Origin of the sequence: Vampirovibrio chlorellavorus (assembly GCF_003149375.1) — a bacterium.
Classification (GTDB): domain Bacteria; phylum Cyanobacteriota; class Vampirovibrionia; order Vampirovibrionales; family Vampirovibrionaceae; genus Vampirovibrio; species Vampirovibrio chlorellavorus_B.
In genome coordinates this window covers 422,432-441,267 of sequence record NZ_QFWH01000002.1, presented here as the reverse complement: position 1 = coordinate 441,267, position 18,836 = coordinate 422,432, and the positions used below count along the sequence as shown (strand labels likewise).

The window sequence follows — 18,836 nt, the reverse complement described above, 5'->3', positions numbered from 1 at the left end:
GCTAGGATAAAAAACACGGTTCTCCCGCTGAATGCGGCCGGGAACGATTGTTGTTTTATGAGTATGAGAGTGCATCGTGCCCACCGCCAAATACAGCCTGAAGTCCACCGTACAGCGAAATCAGTTTAAAAAGGCGCTGCAACAACTGCCAGACACCGCCTGGAGTGAAAAAAGCGAGCAATACTGCGATTATCGTCTGGATGGTAAAAGTACGGAAGGCTGGCTGCGGGCCAAGCAGTTCACTAACGGCACCCTGTACCTGGAAGCCAGCTCGGACACCGTGCTGGCACAAATGACCGGCCTGCTGGGGGGCAGCCCCGCCGCAAGCGCCACAAGCGCCTCAAGACCATCGGCCAGCCCAAAGCCAGCCCCGCCCTCCGCCACCAAAAAGCTGACGGCCAACGCCTCCGGCCTGATTGACATTCAGGGCACCTACATCGGCACGGATGAATCCGGCAAGGGCGATTACTTTGGCCCGCTGGTCATTGCCGGGGTGCTGGTCAGCGATGCGGCCAAAGCGCCCCTGCTCAAACTGGGGGTGACCGACAGCAAAAAACTGACCGACGCCATGATTGCCAAACTGTATGAGGGGTTGGTGGACATTGTGGGGGAGGCGGCCATTGCCGTCATTGATCTGGGCCCGGCCAAGTACAACGCCCTCTACGATCGCCTGAAAAGCAAGGGCAAAAACCTGAATCATCTGCTGGCCTGGGGGCATGCTATGGCCATTGAAAAACTGCTGGAGCGCTTTCCCGACTGCAATCAGGCCATTGCCGACCAGTTCGGGGACGAGCGCTACATTCTGTCCCAGCTTCAGGAAAAGGGCCAAGGCATTACCCTGCACCAGACCCCCCGGGCGGAAGCCAATATCGGGGTAGCCGCGGCCAGCATCGTAGCTCGGTATCGCTTTACCCGGCACATGCGACAGCTCTCCGAGCAGTTTGATGTGGAACTGCCCTTTGGGGCCAACCCGGTGGTCAAACAGCGCGCCCGGGCCCTGATTGGCCGCCACGGACGAGAGGCTCTATCGCAGGTGGCCAAGCTGCACTTCAAAACCACGGCGGAGTTGTAGCCGCCAACTCCGCGAAAAGCATTCCCGTCCGCATTTCAGGAGCAGCCTGAAAGTCGGGTTCCAAGCGCCACAACAGACTCGGCAATACACAAACAGGCTCAGAGCCGTTTGGGCAATCGCCGGATCGGTTGACGCAGCGTACCGGGATTGGCGGGAAAGGTGGGGGTGGTTGGCGTGACCGAAGCGTCCGGCATCCCCGTGGGACTGGGCATACCGGTAACCGTTGGCGGTACGGGCTCAGTGACCACCTCAAACGTTTCACCGGGGACGATGAAGCCCAATTTATCCCGAGCGGAAAAGGAAACGCTCAACTCGGCCCGGGTTTGGTACACCTGTCCATCCGGGGTGCGGATATTATTGATGAGAATCAGATAGGTTCGCTCGGGTAGGGTTTTCTCCACGGAGCCAAAGAGCGTACTGGTGCGTGGAATGCCTTCCACGGCCTCCACCAACTGAAACCGCAGGCGTCCGCCAGCCTTCAGCCCGTCTTCCAGAATGCCGGTGGCCGGGGAAATCACCAGCTTCAGACCGGGGGGCACCTGGGGCAGGACTTCGGAAATTCCCAGCAAAGGTGCCCGTCGCTGGTTCAGAAACATCATGTAGTGAATCAGTGGGGCCAGCGTAGGCACGGTCACCCAGTTCTCGGGCGGGCTAAATACGGTCTGATAGCGGCGGGTGCGGGTAAAAAAGCGAGACTGGGCCATTTTGGCCACCGCGTCCCGCAATTCAGGCGAAAAAGCATCGTGCCCCGGGATGTTTCGCAACAAATATTCGGCCCGTTGTGACTGGGGTGGCGGCCCGGTAATGGCATGCGAAATGGCCACGTACAATTCCTCAAAACGGATTTCCTGCTCCGGGTGGTAAAACCCGTGATCGTGGGGGTAATCCAGCAGTTTCTTGGCCCGGGCCACCTCAATGTAAGCGTAAGCCGGATGAGCCAGCGATACATCCCGATAGACCGGGAACTCACTGGTCAGGTCCGTGCCGTGATCCAGCGCCTTCACCATAATCTCGGCCAGTTGCGCCCGAGTGACGGGCGTGGTTTGAGCCATTAGCTTCGGGGAGACAATCTGTTTTGCAGCCAGCATTTGCAACGGGTCTTCCAGAGGCGGGGGCTCCGTGGAGGGAACCAGTGCCTGTGCGGAGGGGGATGCTTCCGGGCGGGCGGCAGGACCTGAACCAGGAACAGGGCCACTAGCATTCGGGGTGCCCGGGGCGTTATTCTGCTTTTCTTCAGGGGATAGCATGGGGGGAGAGACGCCAGAGACAGGCGACAAAGGCTGCGCCGGACTTTTAGGCTTCAACCCCAAAACGGCAAAAGCGGGAGACGTTAACAGGCACAACACCAACCCCAGACACAGCTTTTTACCAATTGGCCCGCTGCAGCTTGTGCTTAATCTCATCCAGAATCTCCCTGACCTGAACTTCAGTTTGGTGAATATCCCGGGAATTGTCAATAACGCGGTCACTTAAAGCCACTTTTCGCTCCTGTGACCACTGGGAATCCACCAGATGCCGAGCCTCCGAGTGGGTCAGACTGTTGCGCGCAACCAAACGCTCTATCTGCACCCCCACCTCCGCCGTTACCATCCAGATCTCGTCGAACAGATGGCGGGTGTCCTCCTCCAACAGGCTGGGCGCTTCAACCGCCCGAATATAGCTGCCCAGCGATCCGTACAAAAAGCGCTTCATCTCCTCCCGCAGCAGGGGACTGAGTTTTTGCTCAAAAAAGCGCCGTTTCTCCGGATTGGCGTACAGCACACTGTTCAGGGCTTTCCGGGACAAACGGCCCCGGTTGTCAAGCACCTCGCCCCCGAAATGATCGGTCAGGCGAATGGACAAGCGCTGGGGATTATCCAGCAGCAGGTTCATGGCGGCCTCCTCCGCATCCAGCGTATGAACGCCAAAGCGTTGCAAGGTAGTCCTGACCAGAGTCTTTCCGGTACAAGTATTGCCGGTAATGCCAATTTTAAAGCTGGTTTTTCGAGAGGGACTCATCCAGTCGTTCCTGTTTCCACGCAGGCAAATCACGTACAATGATGTATATGCCACAGTCTACCGTTTGAAAATCCTGCGCGTTCTCTGTGGCACTCCCCAAAGAATGCCTCGCCCGAGCGGCGTTCAAAAGAGACCCCGAAAGACACGCCGAAAACTGCATGGATTCATCTCTTTACGAAGACTCTTTTTTTCATCATATCACTTCTGCGGTGGTAATCGTGGACGCCGATGGAAATTGCAAACAGGCCAGCCCGCAAGGTCATCGGCAATGGGCGCAGCTCCGTATTGCCGCGGATAGCATTCAAACCCGGGGCACGCTCAACCTCAGCGCCATCATCGCCAGCAGTCGGGCCCTGAATCTGCCCGTTTGCCTGGCCACTGCCCTGCAGGCGGTCAAACTCTCCCCATTGGGCCAGTCAACGGGTATGGCCCTGATGGAATGGCTGCCAGCCCCAAAAGGCGACGCCGGGCAGGAAAAGCTGAAAATCCTGCAAGAGGTTAGTCAGGCCGTCAACTCCTCCCTGATTATGGAAGACATTTTTGACGCGCTGGGACTGGTGCTGCAAAACCACATTCCCTATCAGGAAGCGGTGATTGTCATTCTGGACGATAGCCAGAACGGCATTAAAACGCTGGTTCGTATTTTCGAGGATGGGGATCTGGAAATCAGCGGGGAACACAACGCCTTTGCCGGGTACGAACCGCTGGTTCACCACATTCTCAAACAGCCCACCTCTCAGCTTTACCAGAAACAGGATCTGCCGCAGTCCCTCCTGCTGGCGGATAACGCGGCCAGTGCGCTGGTGGTTCCCCTGATTAACAAAGGGGTGGTGATTGGCCTGATTGCCCTTTCCGCCAGCCAGGAACCTGGGTTTAACCAGTCCCAGGAGGAACTGCTCAGTGAAGTCTCCGCCCAGTTGGCGGTGGCCGTGGAAAACGCCAAATTCTACTGGCAAACCCAGGCTCAGGCCAGCCGGGAGTTCCTGATTAACCAGCTAACCCGCTCCATCCGGCAATCGCTGGATACCGATATCATTTTGGGAACGGCAGTGACAGAGCTGGGTAAGGTCATGGGCATCAGTCGCTGCTTTATCCGCTATTTTTCGCCAGAGGGGCCGGAAAAGGCCTTTCAATACCAACTACCCGGCACCCCCAATATGGCCCAGGGGCTCTCCTGCTCCGAGCGAGCCGTCTTTAATCTGCGGAAAGATCAGCCCTACAACCCCTTCATTCTAAACGACGTGCGGGATTGCCCCCCACAAATCGCCTCCCTCGACTATTTTGAAGCCTCTGGCATCAAATCCATTGCCATCGTGCCCATTCTGATCCGGGATGAACTGGTGGGCACCATTACCCTGCACCAGTGTGACGCCTATCGCGCCTGGGTCATGGAGGACATTGAACTGCTCAAGGCCCTGGCCGAGCATTTGGGGGTGGCCTTGCATCAGGCCCAGCTCTTTTTGGCGCTGGATCAGCGGACCAAGGCCCTGGAGCAAACCCTGGAAGAGTTGCAGCAGGCCCAGCTGTATCTGGTGCAATCGGAAAAAATGGCCGTACTGGGGCAGTTTGTAGCGGGCATCGCCCACGAAGTGAACACCCCGCTGGGCACCATGATCAGCAACAACGCCACCCTGAGCGTCTGTCTGGATAAGTTACGCCAGATCGACCCCCTTGTCAGTACGGGTCAAAAGCAGCTATTTGAAAGCATGGACAGTCTACTGGCCCTGAACAGGCTGGCCGCTTCCCGCATTCAGGACATCGTGAAAAACCTGCGGAATTTTGCCCGGCTGGATGAATCCGAACTGAAAACCGTGGATCTGCGGGATGGCATTGAAAGCACCATTTTGCTGGTGCAAAGTTCGTTACCCGCCCATATTGAGCTGATTCGCCGGTACGGCCCCAATGTGCCGGAAGTACAGTGCTATCCGGGGCTGCTCAATCAGGTGTTTATGAATTTAATCGTCAACGCCTCCCACGCCATTCAGGACAAAGCCGAAAACGGCGCCGGGGAAGCTGCCCTGAACACAATTACCATCGAGACCAGTTACGATGAAAGCAGCCAGTGGGTGACCATTGCCGTGCGGGATACCGGCAAAGGCATTCCCAAAGACAATTTAACCAAAGTGTTTGATCCGGGGTTTACCACCAAAGGGGCCGGCGTGGGCACCGGATTGGGTCTGGCCCTGTGTTACCGCATTGTTGAAAAGCATCAGGGGCGAATTTACCTGCACAGCGTGGTGAACGAAGGCACCAGCTTTTTCGTGGAAATTCCCAGCCATCCCCACAAATAAGCGTTCTTGATGATTTTTTTATTGGCGCTATGATGGTAATCCCCCATGGGCCCAGGCCCGTTTCATCAGTCGTCAACCCTTCAGCGAGAAGAGATTACAATGCCACACTCCATCATTCAGGAACCGTCCAAGCAGACCGGTTTTTTTACCAAGCGTACCCACTTCTGCGGCGATTTAACCGCCACTCATAACGGCCAGAACGTGACCATCAATGGCTGGGTATCGGCGAATCGTGACTTGGGAGGCATTGTCTTCGTGGAAGTGCGGGATCGCACCGGAATTATGCAGCTGGTGGCCGATCCTTCCAAAAACCCCGAGGCCCACGCCGCCCTGTCCGGCCTGAAGAATGAAGATGTCATTTCGGTGAGCGGCCCGGTCAGCTTGCGCCCGGAAGAAACCCGCAACGCCAAACTCTCTACCGGCGATGTCGAAATTTACCCGGTGGTGGTGGAAATCCTGAACCGCTCCAAAACCCCACCCTTCCCTATTGATGACGACTCCGACAAAGTGGATGAATTTACCCGCCTGAAGTACCGCTACCTGGATTTGCGTCGCCCCACCATGGCCCGGAATCTGGAGCTGCGCCACAAAATCACCCAGACCGTGCGCAGCTACCTGAACGATCGGCGCTTTTTGGAGGTGGAAACCCCTATCCTGATTAAAACCACCCCGGAAGGGGCACGGGATTATCTGGTCCCCAGCCGGGTGCATGCCGGTAAGTGCTTTGCCCTGCCGCAATCCCCTCAAATTTTTAAGCAACTGCTGATGGTAGGCGGCTTTGAGCGTTACTATCAAGTGGCCCGCTGCTTCCGGGATGAGGACTTGAGAGCCGATCGTCAGCCCGAGTTCACCCAGCTGGATATCGAAATGTCCTTCATTGAGCAGGAAGACGTGCTGGAACTGATGGAAGGCCTGCTGGTCGAAGTGTTCAAAGTGGCGGGTGTCAGCATTCAGGCTCCCTTCCGCCGCATGACCTGGCTGGAGGCCATGAACACCTATGGCTCCGACAAGCCTGACCTGCGCTTTGGCATGGAGTTCGTGGATTTGACCGAGGTGTTCACCCACACCGAATTCAGCGCTTTCCGTAAGCCGGTGGATGACGGCGGGGTGGTGAAAGCCCTGAAAGTGGAAGGAGCCGCCTCCTACAGCCGCAAAGAGCTGGATGATTTGCAAGTGGAAGCCAAGCGCTACGGTGCCAAAGGCCTGGCCTACATTATTTACGCCGAAGAAGGTCCCAAGTCCCCCATTCTGAAGTACCTGAGCGACGCCGAACAACAGGCCATTCGGGAAAAAACACAGGCCAAAACCGGGGATGTGGTCTTCTTTATGGCCGATCAGTTCAATCAGGCCTGCACCGTGCTGGGCCGTTTCCGCTTATTTTTCGCCGAAAAGCACAACCTGATTGATCCCAACCGCCATGAAATCCTGTGGGTCACAGACTTCCCGCTGTTTGAAAAGAACGAGGACGGCAGCTTCAGCTCCAACCACCACCCGTTCACATCTCCCCACCCGGACGACCTGGTTTATCTGGATACCCAGCCGGAAAAAGCCCGCTCTCTCGGATACGACGTGGCCTACAACGGCACGGAAATCGGTGGCGGCTCCATTCGTATCCACCAGGCCGATTTACAGGCTAAAATCTTCAACCTGCTGGGATTAACGGACGAGCAGGCTCATGAAAAATTCGGATTCCTGCTGGATGCCTTCCAGTACGGCACGCCGCCTCACGGTGGCTTGGCTCTGGGCATGGATCGCATCGTGGCCTTGCTCACTGGCAGTGAAAGCATCCGGGATGTGATTGCCTTCCCCAAAACCAACCAGGCCATTTGCCCCATGACGGAAGCCCCTGCCTCCGTCGATGAAGCGCAACTGAAAGAACTGCACATGAAGTGGGACATTAAAACCCCCGAGGCAAAAAAAGGCCACTAGGCGGCCAGTCAGGCAGCGTCAACCCTTAAAAGCCCCTTGAACTCTACTTTCAAGGGGCTTTTCAATTGAAGAGTATGTTTCTATACACATCCAGCAGGCGCACATCAGATTTCTGATTCCAGAAACTACGGGAATCCTGCTGGTGCAGCCTTGATTGGCAGGCTCTAGTCCTGAGCTTGCTGCTGATCGGCAATCGGGGCAGGTGGGGCCACCAAAGGCACTGTGGCTGCCGGGGGCGAAGCAGAGCGAGCGGCTGCTGCCGGGGAAGCGGCCGTGTTAGCCTGAGCGTCCGATTGGGGAGCGGCAGGAGCAGCGTCTGGGGTGCTGGCACAGGGCAGCATTTTTTGCAGTTGGCTACGTTGCTCCGGGGACAGCATTTCCCGCTTTTTGAGGAAAGTGTCCATGGACTCATTCATCAGGTACGTCTTGTTGGTCATAATGCGGGTTTGCAGTTCCCGAATCTTCTGGGAATCGCCCGTGGGCAAAATGGTTTTCAACTCGGCCATATCCCGCTGGATCTGGGTGCTGAGATTCTGGTGAACTTTATGCCAGCCATCTTCCAGTGTTTGCATCTGGGTTGATTGCTGGGGGGTCAGATTGAGAACCTGCCAGTTGATTTCGCCCGCATGGGCCATAGAAAACAGGGAGGCAGCCAACAGTGCTGTCCGCAAAACCATGCCGGCCTGATTTCGTTTTTGGGCAGGAGATTTTAAAAATTCCAGCGACTTCACAACTTCACACCCTTTTGCATAGCTTACTAACCGCCTACTTTCCCAGGATTGAAGAGACATCTTCGCCAGACATCTGTTCGTTCAAGGCGTTAAACAAGTAATCTTCCGAGGAGGGAGAGCCCGTCCGGGACTCTTCCGGGGCAATATCGGGCCGAGAGAAAGCACGAGAGGCCACCCGGTTCCCACGGAACCCATCGATTATGCGTTCCACACGACGAGGAGATGCTTTCATCGGACGGATGGGAGCCACCGCAGCCCTTGTGTCCATCGAATCGGTCGAATCAGCCGGTTCGGCCCGCAGGGAAAAAGCCTCCGCAGGACGTGCAGAACGACTACTAGCTGGTACCGAGGCCAATTCCATGGCCCGAGGTTGGGCCGTTTTCTCGGAACTCGCTGGCGTCAGCGCGTCGGGTACATCGGAAACCACGGACGCTGCGACCGACGGGGTCTTGAAGGCCAGCGTAGATGCAGGCGTCTCATCCTGCCAGTTCACCGAACTGAGGAAGGTCACCAGCAGCACCGAAGCCGCCGTCAGACCACCCCATTGGGCCCATCGATAAATCCTGGATCTGGACTTTCGCACAGTGTCCAGAGAGACGAGAGTAGCCTCTTCCGGGGAAGACTGAGAGAGCGTTTTCATGATGTCCGCAGTCAAATCGGGAGCCTGGGCCTGAATTTGAGCAGAAATGGACTCCAGCCCGGCGGAAATCCGGTTGAATCGGGTTAAGGTCAACTTGGCCGACGCATCGGATTCAATCAGCCGGTTGGCCTCAATCACCTCGCGAGGACTCAATGCCTGATCCCCATAAGCGGACAGCATTTCCACCGCCGTCATATCTTCAACGGGCAGGGACTCCTCAGAATCAGCCGACCATCCAGAGGGAGAAGAAGTCTCTTCGGGGCAGAACTGCTTCATGACCGCTGCCGTTACATCCACGGTACAGTGCGTTTCCAGCCGAGCCGACCATTCCCGAACAGCCTGAGACAGTTCGCCAACCTGGGCCAACTGGGTGTTGGCCGCATCGTTGTTGAACAACTGGCTTTCAAACGACACCCGTTGCGCGTCCGTGGGAAGGATTTCCCCATCGTAATACGCGGAAACAAATTCAAAATCATAAGTCTGGATGGGCGTCTCCTGATCCGCCTCCAGTCGTTGGGCGATAGAAGCCCACAGCGACTCCGTGTTAAGGGACACCGCCTGTTCCTGATTGACCAGGGTAGCCCGAACCGCATCCCGGGTGGCCTGGAGCCTGTCCAGCACCTCAGCGTACTGAGGGAACGTGGACAAGAGCGCCTCAACCTGACGCACTTGCTCCAAATCGAGCGCACCGTCCAGGTATTGGGACAGCAACAGTTTAATTTCCATAAGGGTATGCGGGGGAGTTTCCTGCATGTAGGTAACTTCCTATCACACTAATTATCAATGACCAGGGCCTCAAGCCAGTTAAACTTCTTTCAGGTAGGGTTCCAATACCTCTTGAAGTTTCAGGCGGGCACGGGCCAATCTGGACTTGACCGTGCCAATATTTGTCTCGGTGAGGCTGGCTATTTCTTCATAGCTTAGCCCCTGTATTTCTCTGAGGACGATGATGGTCCGAAACTGTTCCGGAAGATTTTGGATGGCCTGCTGAATCTTGCGATCCAGCTCTGAATTCAGGGCCAGCTTGTCCGGCATTTCCGTGGCATCCGGGATATCCCGCGCTGGACTTTGCTCATCATCTGACTCAAAGACAGGCTCATCCAGAGAGATGGTCTTCAGTTGCCGGGGCGCTTTTCGCAACTCATCATAAAACAGATTGGTAATGATCCGGTTCAGCCAGTATTTGAACGTCTTGGGATTGCGCAAAGACTTGATGGAGCGACACATCCGCAACAACACTTCCTGGGTCAGATCCGTAATGTCATTACGTTCCGGGGCGAGTTGATACAAGGTCACGTAAACCAGCTTCTGGTACCGGGATACCAGCTCCTCCAGGGCACGCATGTGATCGGCCTGCGCCAACAACACAAGCTCTTCAGAGGAAAGAGCCCGTAAATCCTCTTTCGTTTGGCTTTTAGAGGCCATTGGCGTGGAACTTCCGTAATTTACTCGGATAATACAGGATTTATTCTAGCACAAGGACAATTATCCTTTGCGGCCCAACTCCCGCTTGAAACACTCCCGAACCAGCACCATCTCCTCGGCGTCTGTTAGCCCCACAAACTGACAGGCGGTTGAATACATCTCATCCGCCTTTTTACTGAGCCGGTTTTGCATGGAAAAAACCACCCTGGCCTTTAGCCGCAACGGCGGCTCAGAGGGGTTAAAGCCCAGTGAAATCATCAACTCCTGCCCCTCCGAGAATAAACGCGCCGACGTGAAGCGGAGCCCCCCCCCACTCACATCCTCGGTCCGGGCCAACAGACTCATCCACCGGTCAGAAACGGAATATTCCAGATGTACGGGAATATCCATGGGAATGCGAACGTGTCGTCGCCGCTGCAAGGCCTCAACCTGCGGATTTTCCGGAATCTTTAACCAAAAGCCGCGCTTATCTGCGGCGGAAGTCGCATGAATGACCGGGTAAAATATATACGGATTGGGATGCGCCTCCAACACAGCCCCCACGACAATGCCCGGCTGCAACAGGGGCAAAAGGGTGGAAACCTCTGCGGCAGGTAGCGCCAGACGAAACAGACTTCCCACCGCCTCCAGCACAACACTTTGAAATGAGTATTCAACACTCTCGTTGTCCGGATCCCAAACGGTCACTTGTACCTTCTGGTTCAAGACTAGCGCTTTTTGCAGATCAAACAACATTCAGTAATTTTTTAGTCTCGCCGCTCAACAACCCAAAGCCAATTGAAGCCGTAGGATCATTATAAGGCCCAATTCCGGGGAAATAAGACTTGAACCCTGCGAACAGATACAATTATTTTAAAGCGCTACCAATATCAGTGCCCAAACTAGGGCTCAACAGGTGCTGAGCCGCCGACGGTCTGCGCACTCTGACTGGCGCTGGCGTTTTTGCGAATATAAGTGCGCAACGCCTCACGAATGAGTTCACTGCGTGAACGTTGCTCTTTTTCCGCCACTTCGTCGATCCGTCTCAAAAATTCATCTTTCATTGAAATCAAGACTCTCGCCATTCGATTCCAACCTCTCTTTTAAAAGTATATAAAAAAGCATGATTGTTTAGATATTTCATATTATTACAAGCGGCCCTGCTTTTCAAGTAAAAAGCCTTCCAGTCATTAACCGGAAGGCTTTTTTGAGACAGGTTAATGTCACCCGTTCCCGATACTGTTCTACACCAGCAAGGGAACCAGCAACAGGGCCACGATGTTCAGAATCTTGATCACCGGGTTAATGGCAGGGCCAGCAGTATCCTTGTACGGATCACCCACGGTATCGCCAGTTACGGCAGCCTGGTGAGCCGGTGAACCTTTTCCGCCAAAGTGGCCATCTTCAATGTACTTTTTGGCGTTGTCCCAGGCACCACCGCCGGAGGTCATGGAGATGCCCACGAACAGACCGGTTACAATACTGCCCACCAATACGCCACCAATCATTTTAATTGCGGCGTAGCTGGAGGCGGCATTGGGAATCAGGTAGGCGCCAATGGCCCACATAACCACAGGAACCAGTACCGGCAACAGGGCAGGCACCATCATCTGACGCAGGGCGCTGCGAGTCACAATGTCCACGCAGGCGGCGTAGTCGGGCTTGGAGGTACCGTCCATAATGCCTTTGTTTTCTTTGAACTGGCGACGAACTTCGTGAACCACTTCACCGGCAGCGGCACCCACGGCTTCCATGGCCATCGCCCCGAAGATGTAAGGGATGAGACCACCCACGAACAAGCCCACAATAATGTAGGGATCACCGAGGGAAAACAGGGCGTTCAGGTTACTCATGCTGGCCAGGAAGGTATTGCCCTTTTCAGCAGCCGCAGCGCTCAGATCCTGAATGTAGGAAGAGAACAGAACGATGGCGGCCAATCCGGCGGAACCAATGGCGTACCCTTTGGTAACAGCCTTGGTGGTGTTACCCACAGCATCCAGCGGATCGGTTACGGCACGAACTTTTTCATCCATATGGGCCATCTCGGCGATACCACCGGCGTTATCGGTGATGGGGCCAAAGGCATCCAGGGCCACCACGATACCGGCCATGGACAACATGGACACGGCGGCAATAGAAATACCGTAGAGACCACCCAGGAAGTAAGCGGCCAGCATCCCGATGGAGATGACCACAACCGGGGCGGCGGTGGATTTCATACCCACAGCGATACCAGCGATGATGTTGGTCGCGTGGCCGGACTCGGAAGCGGCAGCCACCTTACGCACCGGGCTGAATTCCGTAGAGGTGTAGTAGTCGGTGATCCAAACCATGGCCATGGTGACCACAATACCGACCATAGCGGTTCCAATCAAACCGGTTTGGCTAATGGCTGTGACCACGCCTTCCGCGTTGGTGAAGGAAAAACCAGTGGGGAAGAACTGGTAGGTCATGGCAACCACCATAACAGCCACCAGGAAAATGGTGGCGTACAGCCCTTTGTACAGACCCTTCATTGGGTTGTTGTCCGCGCCCACCTTGACGAAGAAGGTACCGATGATGGAGGCCACAATGGACAGACCGCCCAGCATCAAGGGGTACATGATGGCATTGGGGTCGTGGTTGAACAACAGGTTCCCCAAAAACATGGCGGCGATAGTAGTAACGGCATAGGTTTCGAACAAATCGGCGGCCATACCGGCGCAATCGCCTACGTTGTCGCCTACGTTATCGGCGATAACCGCAGGGTTTCTGGGGTCATCTTCCGGAATCCCGGCTTCCACCTTACCCACCAGGTCAGCGCCCACATCAGCGGCCTTGGTGAAAATACCGCCACCCAAACGGGCAAACACGCTAATCAGGCTGGAACCAAAGGCCAAGCCCACAATGGAAGGAAAGAGTTCTGGAGAGGGGGCGATGTAGTAAAAGCCAGCCACACCCAGCAAAGCCAAACCCACAACCAGCAGACCGGTCACAGCGCCACCTTTGAAAGCCACGTCCATAGCGGCATTCATGCCCTTTTGGGCGGCTTCTGCGGTTCTGACGTTGGCGTTGACGGAGACGAACATACCCACATATCCAGCCAAACCACTCAAAAAGGCGCCCAGCAGGAAAGCACCGGACACGTACAGGGCGTATTGAGTTCCCTTCAGGGAAGCAAACAGGGCGTATAAAATGATGGTCAGGATGACAGCAGTGATGGCAATGGTTTTGTATTGCCGGTTCATGTACGCGCTGGCGCCTTCTTTAATAGCGTTGGCGATATCCTGCATTTTTTGCGTGCCGGCGCTCAGACCAAGAATCCATTGACGGGTTACAAGCCCGAAAACGATGGCCAGCACCCCGCAGATAATGGGGAATAAGATGGGTTGCATGAGATGTGCTGTTCTCCCTTCGATTCAGTGAGTAGATATGGATAAAACTGTTTAAAACGGTTGATAATGCTGCATTGCGGCATCTGGCATGATGCAAGCAAAAAGGGGAAATGTATGCAGTAGGGTACTGAAAACAATCAGAGATTCCTAGACTTTGACCCAAACGTAAATCGATATTTACATTGTTCAAACAACCCTGACTCCGAAGGACTGCTTTTACCGCGGAACAATGCAAACCTGATTGGGAAACCGTCCTACCACAAAGACATTTTTCACCGTAATGAGGGGGTTAAAACTGTGCCCGGCGCGACTCGAACGCGCGACCTACGGCTTCGGAGACCGTCACTCTATCCAACTGAGCTACGGGCACATGCAGACATTTAAATTACCACCAAGTACCCATCAAGTCCAGCGCGCATCCGGCACCGCCACACAGGAGGAAAACCGGACGCGCAGAACTGGAATGACTAGTGTTTTTCCTTGATATTACCGGCAGGCACAGCGTAAGACGCCACCAAAAGCTGATGAAGCCCTTCGACCACCCTTTGTGTTTTGGCAAAAGCCTCATCCCGGGAAAGTGCCACGCCTTCCACGTACACCCGGACAATCGGTTCCGTGCCACTGGCCCGAATCAACAGCCAGCTTCCATCATTAAAGAAGAGCTTGGCCCCGTCCTTGGTGCCGTATTTTTGCTCCAATGCGGTCACCGAGGCCACGGACTGCCCCACATCAATGGACAACCCGGCGAATTGCCCTTCCTGGGTCAGTAACTGCTGGAAATGGGCCATGATCTGCTGTCCCTGCTCGGTCTTGACACCCAGTTCGCGGAATACGAACTGCCGCTCCACGGAAGCCTGCACCTGGGCCAGAATCTGGCTGAGGGGTTTGTCTTCCGTGGCCACAATTTCCGCCGCCAGCAGGTTGGCCAGAATGCCATCCTTTTCTGGAATATGGCCAATCACACTGATCCCGCCGGAGCTTTCGCCGCCAATCAGGACTTGCTGCCCGCCCTGCTCCTCGTGTTCGATAAACTCTTCGGCGATGTACTTGTAACCCACCGGGGTCTGTACCACCGTCAAGCCAGCCTTGGCCGCCAGAGCGTCCAGCAGGTGCGTGGTGGCTTGAGAGCGGACAATCACCCCTTTTTCACCCCGGTTTTTCAACAAGTGGTAAACAATCAGGGTCAACACCTCGTTGGAATTCAGATACCGACCGGTTTCATCCAGCACCCCAAAGCGATCGGCGTCCCCATCATTGGCCAGTCCAATCTTCAGGGCTGCCGCATCGTCTTTGACCAGTGCGCTCAACTCGGTCAGGTTGCTGCCCGTGGGTTCCGGCATGCCGGTATAACCCGCCGGAAGCTGTTCGCTATCGTGAATCACCACGGTGTCAATGCCTTCATCCTTCAACAGGCGGGGCAGGTAACGACGGCCCGTGGCATATAAAGGATCGTAGAAAATCTTCAGACCGCTGTCCTTGATCTTTTTATAGTCAATCTTAATTCCCTGCTTGAGGTGTTGCCGGTACAGCTCGTAAGGATCAAATTCCGTGATTTTGGCCGATGTTTCCGCGCCGTAAGCTGCCCGATCCAGCGTCAGGTTCAGGGGCTCGCTCTGATACAGCTCAAACTTCCTGGAAACCGGCGTGGGCATTACCGCGGCATCCGGCGTTAAGAAGTTGTACCCCCCATACGGCCATGGATTGTGGCTGGCCGTCATCAAAATAGCGCCCAGGGTCTCATCGTAGCCCAGGTTCAATTGAGAAAAATACCTGGCGGCATAGGCCAGAACCGGCGAAGGCAAATCGGTGCTGGCCCGAAACACGTCCAGCCCCTTGTTCTTCAGAATTTCGGCAATCACGGGAATAAAGCGACGGGTCTTTTCCCGGGTATCCCCACCGATCAAAATGGGCAACAACTTTCCCCGACGCTGAATCTCGCCAATCAGGTAATCGCTGATGGCGTTGGTAATTTGCCGGATGACCGACTCATTAAACTCCGCATCCTGATCGTTACGATAACCGGACGTTCCGAAACGGTAAACCTTTTGAACCGGCGCTGACGGCATAACCAAAACTCCCGACAAACAACAAAACCAGCGATATCACACAGCCATGACATGCGCTGGCCACTAGTTCCATTAAGCCATTCCGCCCGGTATTCCGCAAGTTTTTTATGTCATTTTATTGCATTCCCGTCATCAAGCATTGCCCAGCCCCGCAAAAACTTGTATATTCGGTCTGTCCTGAAGCAGTAGACAAAGCATTGACAGTAGGTAAAGCATTATTATGTGGAGCAGGCTAAAACGATTTATTGTGGGAAACCCGCTGGCTTCCCACCGGGCGCGGCACGAACGCTTGTCCATTCCCATCGGGTTGGCCGTTTTTGCCTCGGACGCACTGTCCTCAACCGCCTACGCCTCCGAAGAAATTATCATCGCCCTGTTTGCGGCGGGACTATCCGCTCAAATGGGCCTGAACCTGCTGCAGCAATCCGCCTTCAACGGCTTATTGGCCATTCCCATCGCCGCCGTTATTGTGCTACTGATGTTTATTGTGGTGATGTCCTACCGGGAGGTGATTTACGCCTATCCCATGGGTGGGGGCAGCTACGAAGTGGCCAAAAGCCGACTGGGAAAAACCGCCAGCCAAATCGCCGGGTCCGCCCTGCTGATTGACTACGTGCTGACAGTGGCCGTGAGCATCTCCTCCGGGGTGGCTAACATTGTATCCACCGGCTGGCTGCCCAAAGGGCACAACATCGCCCTCAGCATCATCATGATCGCCATCATCATGCTCCTGAACCTGCGGGGGGTCAAAGAATCCGGCAAAGCCTTCGCCATTCCGGCCTTCTTTTTCATCTTCTCCATGGTGGCCCTCATCGGAACCGGCATCTATAAAGTCGTCACCGGGCAGATAGAATCCGTCCCGGAAATCACGCAAGTCAGTCAACAAATCAGCACCGTGGCGCCGCTGGTCTTAATCGCCGCCATGTTAAGGGCCTTTTCACACGGTTGCTCGGCCCTTACGGGGATTGAGGCCGTTTCAAACGGGGTTCAGGCATTCAAGGAGCCTGCGGAACTCAATGCCAGCCGCACCATGGTTTACATGGGTCTGGTGCTGGCCACCATCTTTATGGGGGTTACCTACCTGGCCTACGCCTTGCCCGGTATTGTCCCCCCGGAAATGGATCCACACCGTGAAACGCTGATTTCCCAGATTGCGGCCAGCGTCTTCAACCACGGCAGCCTGTTTTATCTCATCGTGCAGTTTATAACCGCCCTTATCCTGATTCTGGCGGCCAATACCAGCTTCAACGGTTTTCCCCGGCTGGGCATGATTCTGGCCCAGGACGGCTATCTGCCCAGACAGCTGATGAACCTGGGCGATCGGCTGGTTTACAGCAACGGAATTGTCATTTTAAGCGTGTTGGCCATTTTGCTCATTATCGCCTACAACGCTGACTACAATAAAATGATGCCCCTGTACGCCATTGGAGTTTTTCTCTCCTTCACCCTGGCCCAGTGGGGCATGATTGGCCATCACAAAGCGGAGCAGCAACCCGGCTGGCAGCGAAAAGCGATGGTCAATACCATTGGGGCGCTGGCCACAGGAATTGTCACCATTATCCTGGCCTTTGAAAAATTCACCGAAGGGGCCTGGATCGTATTGGTGGCCATGCCCATTGTGATCTTTATTTTTCAGAAAGTGCATAATCATTATGAATCCATCGGCAAGCAGCTGGCCTTGCCAGACAGCGGCTACTGCCCAACGGCCATTGAGCATACCGTACTGGTTCTGGTTTCTTCCCTGCACCGGGGAACCATTCCCGCGCTGGAATACGCCAAAACCATCTCCGACCGGGTGGAAGCGGTGCATGTGGAACTAAACCCGGCGGCCACGGAGCGCCTGAAAAAAGCGTGGGAAGCCTGGGGCTGCGGCATTCCCCTGACCATTCTCAAGTCCCCGTACCGTTCTATCAGCGAACCACTGCTGGAATATATCGATGAGGTGGAAGAGCGTTATGTCCACGATCTGGTCACCATCATCGTCCCGGAATTTGTGACCAAAAGCTGGTGGCACAACTTACTGCACAACCAAACCTCCATTATGATTAAGGCCCTGTTGCGGTACCGCAGCAACAAAGTGGTGACAACCGTGCGGTATCACCTTGAGAAGTAACGGACTTGAGAAATAAAACGCCCAAAATTTGATAAGATAGTGACCTGACTGGATTCAAAACCCCGGCTCCGGGCATTCAGGGCGATGACCTTCAGACCATTTTTTCCAGATATTTTCTTTTCAGCGAAGGTTTTAAATGGAACCCGATACAAACAGCACACCCAAAGCACGTTGGTACGAAGCCGAAGAAGAGGTTGCCCTCAGCGTTGAGATGATTGTGGGCTTCCCGGCCAGTCACAAAACGCTGATGGGATCCATCCTCTCTCGACTGGCCGACAAACATTGCCAGGCCAGCCATTTGCTGCAAAACCCCAGGACACTTCCGCCGGAAAAAGTCCTCAGTCTGTTCAAAGCCAAAAACAAGGCCCGCAGCTACGACAAAATCGAAAGCGTCCACCACGCCATGAACTGTCTGTTCGTGCTACCGGAAGCAGAGCGTAGCCGGGTAGCCACCGAGGTGATCACGGTCGTGGATCATATCATGGAGTATTTTGCCATTTGCCAATACACCCATCAGCCCGTGGATACCGCCATCCTGCAGGGAATCGCCGATAGTTTTATAGCGGATACCTTGAAAGACACTGTCACTCATCTAAGTACTTTTTATCCGTCCATGACCTTGCCCAACGGACCAACCCTTCAGTCCATCCGAACCCAACTCCAGCAAAACAGAGCCAGGGCGTACGCTGATGAAATGGCATCATGGCGGCAAAGCCTTGGAGAACCCGAAAAGGCCAAAGCCCCGGCAGTCAAATCAGAAGCAGAATCCACCCCCCCTGCCAGAAAAGATGAAACGGTCACCCTGCAAAACCGGGATATGAAAATCAGGCTGGACAAGCTGGACCTATAAGTAAGCCCGATTTCAAAAAATCGTAAATCTCCTTCGCTGGGAGAATCTGGCATCACGGCGCATACTAATGATCATCAACCACCTTGCACGGGCTGTATTGACTGGGTGCTCACGGGGTTGATGGCTCGCTGCCCGCAGGTGCCTCTTCGCCCTTTGGGATCGTATGGCCGACTGTGCTGCTGAAGTACGCATGAAGCGCTTCGTATTGCCCAATTCGCTGACGCCTGTGGCGAATCGATTCATTTTTTCTACCTGTTTTTCCATTTTTCAGGCCGCCCTCCCCCCAAGTGGTGAATCTTTTCTATCGCTGAATCTTTTCACTCGCCAAACCAGTTTTACGGGAGCGTTTTGTGACGCTCCCCCATTAA

Annotated in this window: 14 protein-coding genes and 1 tRNA gene; 5 read left to right on the top strand and 10 right to left on the bottom strand. The window is 54.9% G+C overall.

Features of this window, described 5'->3' with window-relative positions; genetic code table 11:
* The first annotated feature begins 76 nt into the window (after positions 1–76).
* On the top strand, positions 77–1,072 hold the full coding sequence (rnhC, locus tag DF283_RS04385; protein WP_303673495.1) for a ribonuclease HIII: 996 nt from the start codon (positions 77–79) through the stop codon (positions 1,070–1,072).
* A 98-nt stretch (positions 1,073–1,170) separates the two neighbouring features.
* On the opposite strand, the gene DF283_RS04380 is transcribed toward rnhC, so the two are convergent.
* Both DF283_RS04380 and coaE read right to left on the bottom strand, forming a co-directional pair.
* Positions 1,171–2,475 carry a hypothetical protein gene (locus DF283_RS04380; protein ID WP_303673494.1) on the bottom strand — a complete coding sequence of 435 codons (1,305 nt, stop codon included), beginning with the start codon at positions 2,473–2,475 and terminating at the stop codon, positions 1,171–1,173.
* Positions 2,438–3,070: a dephospho-CoA kinase gene (coaE, locus tag DF283_RS04375; protein WP_303673493.1), complete on the bottom strand. Its 633-nt coding sequence runs from the start codon at positions 3,068–3,070 to the stop codon at positions 2,438–2,440. Before coaE ends, DF283_RS04380 begins: the two co-directional genes overlap by 38 nt.
* A gap of 158 nt (positions 3,071–3,228) precedes the next feature.
* Here coaE and DF283_RS04370 point away from each other — a divergent pair, with 158 nt between their 5' ends.
* Both DF283_RS04370 and aspS read left to right on the top strand, forming a co-directional pair.
* A complete protein-coding gene (locus DF283_RS04370) occupies positions 3,229–5,361 on the top strand; it encodes a GAF domain-containing protein (RefSeq protein ID WP_303673492.1) in 2,133 nt (710 codons plus the stop codon).
* Between the two features lie 99 nt (positions 5,362–5,460).
* Entirely contained in the window at positions 5,461–7,290 is a 1,830-nt protein-coding gene (aspS, locus tag DF283_RS04365; protein ID WP_303673491.1) for an aspartate--tRNA ligase, read from the top strand.
* A gap of 164 nt (positions 7,291–7,454) precedes the next feature.
* Here aspS and DF283_RS04360 read toward each other — a convergent pair whose 3' ends face one another.
* The 8 genes from DF283_RS04360 to DF283_RS04325 form a co-directional block, all read right to left on the bottom strand.
* Positions 7,455–8,021 carry a Spy/CpxP family protein refolding chaperone gene (locus DF283_RS04360; RefSeq protein ID WP_303673490.1) on the bottom strand — a complete coding sequence of 189 codons (567 nt, stop codon included), beginning with the start codon at positions 8,019–8,021 and terminating at the stop codon, positions 7,455–7,457.
* A 34-nt stretch (positions 8,022–8,055) separates the two neighbouring features.
* Positions 8,056–9,414, bottom strand: a complete 1,359-nt coding sequence (locus tag DF283_RS04355) for an anti-sigma factor family protein (RefSeq protein ID WP_303673489.1) — start codon at positions 9,412–9,414, stop codon at positions 8,056–8,058.
* 51 nt (positions 9,415–9,465) lie between these two features.
* Positions 9,466–10,086, bottom strand: a complete 621-nt coding sequence (locus tag DF283_RS04350; protein WP_303673488.1) for a sigma-70 family RNA polymerase sigma factor — start codon at positions 10,084–10,086, stop codon at positions 9,466–9,468.
* Between the two features lie 60 nt (positions 10,087–10,146).
* Positions 10,147–10,821, bottom strand: coding sequence for a flagellar brake protein (locus tag DF283_RS04345; RefSeq protein WP_303673487.1), 675 nt, complete (start codon positions 10,819–10,821; stop codon positions 10,147–10,149).
* A 146-nt stretch (positions 10,822–10,967) separates the two neighbouring features.
* Positions 10,968–11,150 (bottom strand): CopG family ribbon-helix-helix protein, encoded by a 183-nt coding sequence (locus tag DF283_RS04340; protein ID WP_303673486.1) that lies wholly within the window; start codon positions 11,148–11,150, stop codon positions 10,968–10,970.
* A 159-nt stretch (positions 11,151–11,309) separates the two neighbouring features.
* Positions 11,310–13,439: a sodium-translocating pyrophosphatase gene (locus tag DF283_RS04335; RefSeq protein ID WP_303673485.1), complete on the bottom strand. Its 2,130-nt coding sequence runs from the start codon at positions 13,437–13,439 to the stop codon at positions 11,310–11,312.
* Between the two features lie 296 nt (positions 13,440–13,735).
* Positions 13,736–13,809 (bottom strand) — tRNA-Arg (locus DF283_RS04330).
* A gap of 97 nt (positions 13,810–13,906) precedes the next feature.
* Positions 13,907–15,505: a phosphohexomutase domain-containing protein gene (locus DF283_RS04325; protein WP_303673484.1), complete on the bottom strand. Its 1,599-nt coding sequence runs from the start codon at positions 15,503–15,505 to the stop codon at positions 13,907–13,909.
* 247 nt (positions 15,506–15,752) lie between these two features.
* On the opposite strand from DF283_RS04325, the gene DF283_RS04320 reads away from it, so the two are divergent.
* Positions 15,753–17,618, top strand: a complete 1,866-nt coding sequence (locus tag DF283_RS04320; RefSeq protein WP_303673483.1) for an APC family permease — start codon at positions 15,753–15,755, stop codon at positions 17,616–17,618.
* A 136-nt stretch (positions 17,619–17,754) separates the two neighbouring features.
* Entirely contained in the window at positions 17,755–18,468 is a 714-nt protein-coding gene (locus tag DF283_RS04315; RefSeq protein WP_303673482.1) for a hypothetical protein, read from the top strand.
* Positions 18,469–18,836 lie beyond the last annotated feature (368 nt).

Excerpts from the sequence above, each read along its gene's own strand:
- DF283_RS04380 (WP_303673494.1), bottom strand. The coding sequence starts at position 2,475 with ATGAGATTAAGCACAAGCTGCAGCGGGCCAATTGGTAAAAAGCTGTGT.
- coaE (WP_303673493.1), bottom strand. The coding sequence starts at position 3,070 with ATGAGTCCCTCTCGAAAAACCAGCTTTAAAATTGGCATTACCGGCAAT.
- DF283_RS04370 (WP_303673492.1), top strand. The coding sequence starts at position 3,229 with ATGGATTCATCTCTTTACGAAGACTCTTTTTTTCATCATATCACTTCT.
- aspS (WP_303673491.1), top strand. The coding sequence starts at position 5,461 with ATGCCACACTCCATCATTCAGGAACCGTCCAAGCAGACCGGTTTTTTT.
- DF283_RS04355 (WP_303673489.1), bottom strand. The coding sequence starts at position 9,414 with ATGCAGGAAACTCCCCCGCATACCCTTATGGAAATTAAACTGTTGCTG.
- DF283_RS04350 (WP_303673488.1), bottom strand. The coding sequence starts at position 10,086 with ATGGCCTCTAAAAGCCAAACGAAAGAGGATTTACGGGCTCTTTCCTCT.
- DF283_RS04345 (WP_303673487.1), bottom strand. The coding sequence starts at position 10,821 with ATGTTGTTTGATCTGCAAAAAGCGCTAGTCTTGAACCAGAAGGTACAA.
- DF283_RS04340 (WP_303673486.1), bottom strand. The coding sequence starts at position 11,150 with ATGGCGAGAGTCTTGATTTCAATGAAAGATGAATTTTTGAGACGGATC.
- DF283_RS04335 (WP_303673485.1), bottom strand. The coding sequence starts at position 13,439 with ATGCAACCCATCTTATTCCCCATTATCTGCGGGGTGCTGGCCATCGTT.
- DF283_RS04325 (WP_303673484.1), bottom strand. The coding sequence starts at position 15,505 with ATGCCGTCAGCGCCGGTTCAAAAGGTTTACCGTTTCGGAACGTCCGGT.
- DF283_RS04315 (WP_303673482.1), top strand. The coding sequence starts at position 17,755 with ATGGAACCCGATACAAACAGCACACCCAAAGCACGTTGGTACGAAGCC.